This window comes from Paraburkholderia sp., assembly GCF_034668105.1.
Classification (GTDB): Bacteria; Pseudomonadota; Gammaproteobacteria; order Burkholderiales; family Burkholderiaceae; genus Paraburkholderia.
On the sequence record NZ_JAXDPY010000125.1, the window covers coordinates 1 to 5,210 of the forward strand.

Here is a 5,210-nt window from a genome sequence, read left to right on the forward strand (position 1 = left end):
TCAGAGGCGCCGACACCACAAACCGTTACGGGAGAGCTATGAACAGCCCAGTCACCACACAGGAAACTGTCTTTGTCGTCGACGACGACGAGGCCGTGCGAGATTCGCTGCGCTGGCTGCTGGAGGCAAACGGCTACCGCGTGCAATGCTTCTCCAGCGCCGAGCAGTTCATCGACGCGTGGCAGCCGCATACGCATCCTGGCCAGATCGCGTGTCTGATTCTCGATGTGCGGATGTCCGGCATGAGCGGGCTCGAGTTGCAGGAACGCCTGATCGCCGACAATGCGTCGCTGCCGATCATCTTCGTGACGGGCCACGGCGACGTGCCGATGGCCGTGTCGACGATGAAAAAAGGCGCGATGGACTTCATCGAAAAACCGTTCGACGAAGCCGAACTGCGCAAGCTGGTCGAGCGCATGCTCGATAAAGCCCGCAGCGAAAGCACCAGCGTGCAGCAGCAGCGCGCCGCCGCCGAACGTCTGGGCAAGCTGACCGCGCGTGAGCATCAGGTGCTGGAGCGCATCATTGCTGGCCGCCTGAACAAGCAGATCGCCGACGACCTCGGCATCAGCATCAAGACGGTCGAAGCGCACCGCGCGAACATCATGGAAAAGCTCAACGTCAACACGGTCGCCGATCTGCTGCGACTGGCGCTGTCGAACAAGCCGCAACCGGCACAATAAGCATCACGGCCGCGGCACCGCCCGCGGGTCGCTGCTGCGTTTCAACGGCCGGATCGCCGACAGGTCCGGCCCGTTTCATCTTCCTCTCTTCCTTTCCCTTTTCCCGCTTCGCGACAACATGTCACGGCATGCCCGATGTGTCGGCGCCTGGATGCGCGCTTCTATCGGCATCGGCTTCCGTATCCGCATCCGCATCCGCATCCGCATCCGCTTCCGCTTCCGCTTCCGCTTCCGCTTCCGCTTCCTTCAATCATTACGCATTACTCAGCATGCGTTTACGTCGCAGGGCACTACGTTCTTTCCTCCGACAAGATTGACAAGCTTCGCCGCGCCGCTTAATTTACCCAGAACTCCTCAGCAGGGACCGTCAATGCCCGATGAACGCAGGATAAACGTGCTGCCGTTGTCGTATGCGGCGTCGCCATGCGTTGCAAAGCAGTCAAGGCGGTTCGGCCACGTCGCTGAAGGTCCTGTCTTATCGAACGGCTCACACGAAACCGAGCCCTGCCTTTCCACCTTTCTGTCGGCCTTTCTGTCGGCCTTTCTGTCTTTACCCGCTTCCATCTCCATTTCAGCGCGTCGAAACAACGCAGCATGCGTTGTGCATTGACTTCGCGCGTCTAACGCAGCCGGGAGGATTTCATCGTGAAACGATCCGGAACACACCGATCGCGTGTGTTGCTTGTTTGCGCCGCCCTTGCGGGGGCGCCACTCTTCGCCGGTCTGGTCACGCCGGGCGTCGTCCACGCGCAAAGCGCCGCGAAGATGTCGAACCAGCAACTCGATTCGCTGACCGCACCCATCGCGCTCTATCCCGACGCGCTGCTCGCGCAGGTGCTGATGGCCGCCACCTTCCCCCAGGACGTGCAGGCCGCAGCCGCCTGGTCGCAAGCGAACTCGAAGCTGCAAGGCGACGACGCCGTCAAGGCGGTCGCGTCCGAGCCCTGGGATCCGAGCGTGCAATCGCTGGTCGCCTTTCCGCAGGTCCTCGCGACGATGGCGTCGAAACCGGACTGGGTCTCGCAACTCGGCACGGCCTTTCTCGGTCAGCCGAATGATGTGATGGACTCCGTGCAACGTCTGCGCAAACAGGCGCAGGCCGCCGGCAATCTGAAGACGAGTTCGCAGCAGAAAGTCGTGGTCGAGCAAAGCACGATTCAGATCGTGCCGGCCAATCCACAGGTGGTATACGTGCCCACCTATAACCCGACTGTCGTCTACGGTACGTGGCCCTATCCCGCCTACCCGCCGGTGTATGTCCCGCCGCCACCCGGTTATGCCATCGCGACCGGATTCGCGACGGGGCTTGCGTTCGGTGCCGGCATCGCCGTGGCTAATTCGCTGTGGGGCGGCTTCAACTGGAACACGCATGACGTCAACATCAATGTGAACCGGTACAACAACATCAATGTGAACAACCGGCTCAACGTGAACAGCAACACGGCGAACTGGAATCGCAACACCAACGTCAATCGCAACGTCAACAATGCGAATCTCAACCGCAACGTCAACAACAACCTCGGTGGGGCGCAGCGCGATGCCTTCCGCGGCCGTGACGATGCGGCCCGTGCCCAGGCGCAACAGACCTTGCAGAACCGTACCGGCCAGAACCTCAGCGGCAGTGCCAGCCAGCGCGTGCAGGGGATTCATCAGGGCGGCACCGCGAACGCCAACCTGCAGGCCCGCGCGCAGAACGTCAATCGCGATAACGCGTTGCGTGGCGCCGGCGACGGCAACGCCGCGCGGCAGGACGCGCAGCGTGGCGAGGCGAGCCGCAACGCGGCCGCGAACCGTTCCGGCGGCAACTTCGGCGCCAACGGCGGCGGCCAGCAACGCGCCGGCGGTGGTCTCGGTGCAAACGGCGGCGGCCAGCAACGTACCGGCGGCGGTCTCGGTGCGAACGGCGGGGGCGTCCAGCGCGGTGGTGGCGGCAACTTTGGCGGTGGCGGCGGCAGAATGGGTGGTGGCGGCGGCGGTGAGCGCCATTTCGGCCGCAACCGTTGAACGATCAAGAGGAGTCTCTGATGATTCGCTTATTCCCACGCGGCGCCTTGCGCACCAACGTCGTGAAATTCGCCGCCGCCCTCGGCACGACCGGCACCCTGCTGGTCGCGCCGGCACTGCTGCTCGGCACGAGCGCCGCCCACGCGCAGGCGGTCTATCCCAGTGCCGGCGACGCCGCCAATGCGTTCGTCGACGCCTTGGCCCGCAACGATGACGGGGCGCTTAAACACGTGCTCGGTAACGATTTTCATCGCTTCATTCCTTCCGAAGGAATCGGCGAGGACGACATCTATCAGTTCCTCGGCGCATGGTCGAAAGGACATCAGATCGTTGAGGACCCGATGAAGAGCAAGGGACACGCAACCGCCCATCTGGCGGTTGGCGACAGTGGCTGGACCTTGCCGATTCCGCTCGTGCAGACCGCGCGCGGCTGGCGTTTCGATCCGCCCGCCGCGCAGGACGAAATGCTGACGCGCCGCATCGGCCGCAACGAACACGCGGCGATCCTGACCTCGCTCGCCTACCTCGACGCGCAAAACGACTATCACAACCTGACGCAGCACTACGCGCAGCGCTTCGTCAGTACGCAAGGCCAGCATGACGGCCTGTACTGGGCGACGGCGCCCGGCGAAACGGACAGCCCGCTCGGACCGCTCGCCGCCACCATGCCCAACGGCACCTTGCCGAAAGACGCCTATCACGGCTATCACTACCGGATCCTGACAGCGCAGGGTCCCCATGCGAAGGGCGGCGCGCAGAACTACGTCGAGAACGGTGTGCTGACCAAAGGGTTCGGTCTGATCGCCTCGCCGGCCGAATATGGAAAGACCGGTGTGATGAGCTTTATCGTCAATCAGGACGGCCAGGTCTATCAGAAGAACCTTGGGCCACAGACTGCGCGCGCCGCGGCCGCCATTAAATCGTTCGATCCGGACGATAGCTGGCAGCCGGTGCAACCGTAGCGTTCGCTCGATGGCCGCGGCGGCGCACAAGCCTCCCGCGGCCGGTCGACGCTGGGATCCAGCGCCGATGTCATGCCGCGTCAGGCGAGTCGTCGGCGCCGGCAATTGGGCGGGCGCCGTGCCGGGATGCACGGCCACCAGTTGCGTCTGGCACCACCGCCATCGACAGCGTCAGCAGGCGTGCAGGGGTGCCGGCGTCCACGCTAACCCGCACAGTGACCTACCACGTCTGGCCGCCCTTAGTCTTCAGCGCCGCCATCCGTCGCAAGCGTCCCGCGCCACCCGGAATCCATCCATGGCGCGCCCTGCCGGGCCGGTATAATGTCGGACTTTGCAGCGCTGCTTATCCCTGATCCGTGCCGCGCGCTTTTCACGCGCCGCGCCGTTTTCGATAAAAGCGCCATCGCACATGCCCCGCACCTCGCGCCTGCTCCGCTTTCCAAACTGCCCATCTCGACCGACCATGACTGCCAAACTGATCGACGGCCTAGCCCTTTCCAAGAACCTGCGCGCCGACGTCGCCACGCGCGCCGCCGCCCTCACCGCTCGCGGCCATCAGCCGGGCCTCGCCGTGGTGCTAGTCGGCGACAATCCCGCCAGCGAAGTCTATGTGCGCAACAAGGTCAAGGCGTGCCATGACAACGGTCTCGGCTCCTCGTTCGACCGCTACCCGGCCGATCTGCCGGAAACCGAGCTGCTGGCGCGCATCGACGAACTGAACCGCGACCCGCGCATCCACGGCATTCTGGTGCAACTGCCGCTGCCGCCGCATATCGACAGCCACAAGGTGATCGAAGCCATCGCCCCGGAAAAAGATGTGGACGGCTTTCACGTCGCCAACGCCGGCGCACTGATGACCGGCCGGCCGCTGTTCCGCCCCTGCACGCCGTACGGCGTGATGAAGATGCTGGCCGCCTATGAAATTGCGCTGCAAGGCGCGAATGCGGTGGTGATCGGCCGCTCGAACATCGTCGGCAAGCCGATGGCGCTGCTGCTGCTCGAAGCAGGCGCGACCGTCACGATCTGCCATAGCAAGACGCGCGACCTCGCCGCCCATACGCGTAACGCCGACGTGGTGGTCGCCGCCACGGGTCTGCGCAACATTCTCACGGCGGACATGGTGAAGCCGGGCGCTGCCGTGATCGACGTCGGCATGAATCGCGACGAAGCCGGCAAGCTGTGCGGCGACGTCGATTTCGCGGGCGTCAAGGAAGTGGCCGGCTATATCACGCCGGTGCCGGGCGGCGTCGGTCCGATGACCATCACCATGCTGCTCGTCAACACGATCGAAGCCGCCGAGCGCGAAGCGGCGGCAAACGCGTAAGGCTGAAGGGTGCAACCGTGCCGGCGAACCTTTTCGCCGGCATGCAAGGCCGCGGGTACCGCGCCGAATTCGAGCCCGCATCCCGCCAGCAACGCCTGGCGTGGATTCCCCGCTTTCATTCCTGCATCGTTCATCGGCGTCGATACCAGGCGTCGATCCTCGTCGGCATTATCTGTTACCGGCTCACGCGTTCCATGCCCGGTTCACGTGTTGCATGCCCGGCGCCACCCCTTGTGC

Annotated in this window: 5 protein-coding genes; 4 read left to right on the forward strand and 1 reads right to left on the reverse strand. The window is 64.3% G+C overall.

Annotation, left to right across the window (positions count from 1 at the left end; genetic code table 11):
• The first annotated feature begins 38 nt into the window (after positions 1-38).
• Positions 39-683, forward strand: a complete 645-nt coding sequence (gene fixJ, locus QOC89_RS05945) for an oxygen response regulator transcription factor FixJ (protein ID WP_011488992.1) — start codon at positions 39-41, stop codon at positions 681-683.
• A 121-nt stretch (positions 684-804) separates the two neighbouring features.
• Here the strand turns inward: fixJ and QOC89_RS05950 are convergent, their stop codons facing one another.
• On the reverse strand, positions 805-933 hold the full coding sequence (locus tag QOC89_RS05950) for a hypothetical protein (RefSeq protein WP_323044179.1): 129 nt from the start codon (positions 931-933) through the stop codon (positions 805-807).
• 395 nt (positions 934-1,328) lie between these two features.
• Here QOC89_RS05950 and QOC89_RS05955 point away from each other — a divergent pair, with 395 nt between their 5' ends.
• From QOC89_RS05955 to folD, 3 genes are all read left to right on the forward strand, one after another.
• Positions 1,329-2,687: a DUF3300 domain-containing protein gene (locus tag QOC89_RS05955; protein ID WP_323044180.1), complete on the forward strand. Its 1,359-nt coding sequence runs from the start codon at positions 1,329-1,331 to the stop codon at positions 2,685-2,687.
• A 20-nt stretch (positions 2,688-2,707) separates the two neighbouring features.
• Positions 2,708-3,649 carry a DUF2950 domain-containing protein gene (locus QOC89_RS05960; protein WP_323044181.1) on the forward strand — a complete coding sequence of 314 codons (942 nt, stop codon included), beginning with the start codon at positions 2,708-2,710 and terminating at the stop codon, positions 3,647-3,649.
• 463 nt (positions 3,650-4,112) lie between these two features.
• Positions 4,113-4,973: a bifunctional methylenetetrahydrofolate dehydrogenase/methenyltetrahydrofolate cyclohydrolase FolD gene (folD, locus tag QOC89_RS05965; RefSeq protein ID WP_323044182.1), complete on the forward strand. Its 861-nt coding sequence runs from the start codon at positions 4,113-4,115 to the stop codon at positions 4,971-4,973.
• Positions 4,974-5,210 lie beyond the last annotated feature (237 nt).

Excerpts from the sequence above, each read along its gene's own strand:
- fixJ (WP_011488992.1), top strand. The coding sequence starts at position 39 with ATGAACAGCCCAGTCACCACACAGGAAACTGTCTTTGTCGTCGACGAC.
- QOC89_RS05960 (WP_323044181.1), top strand. The coding sequence starts at position 2,708 with ATGATTCGCTTATTCCCACGCGGCGCCTTGCGCACCAACGTCGTGAAA.
- folD (WP_323044182.1), top strand. The coding sequence starts at position 4,113 with ATGACTGCCAAACTGATCGACGGCCTAGCCCTTTCCAAGAACCTGCGC.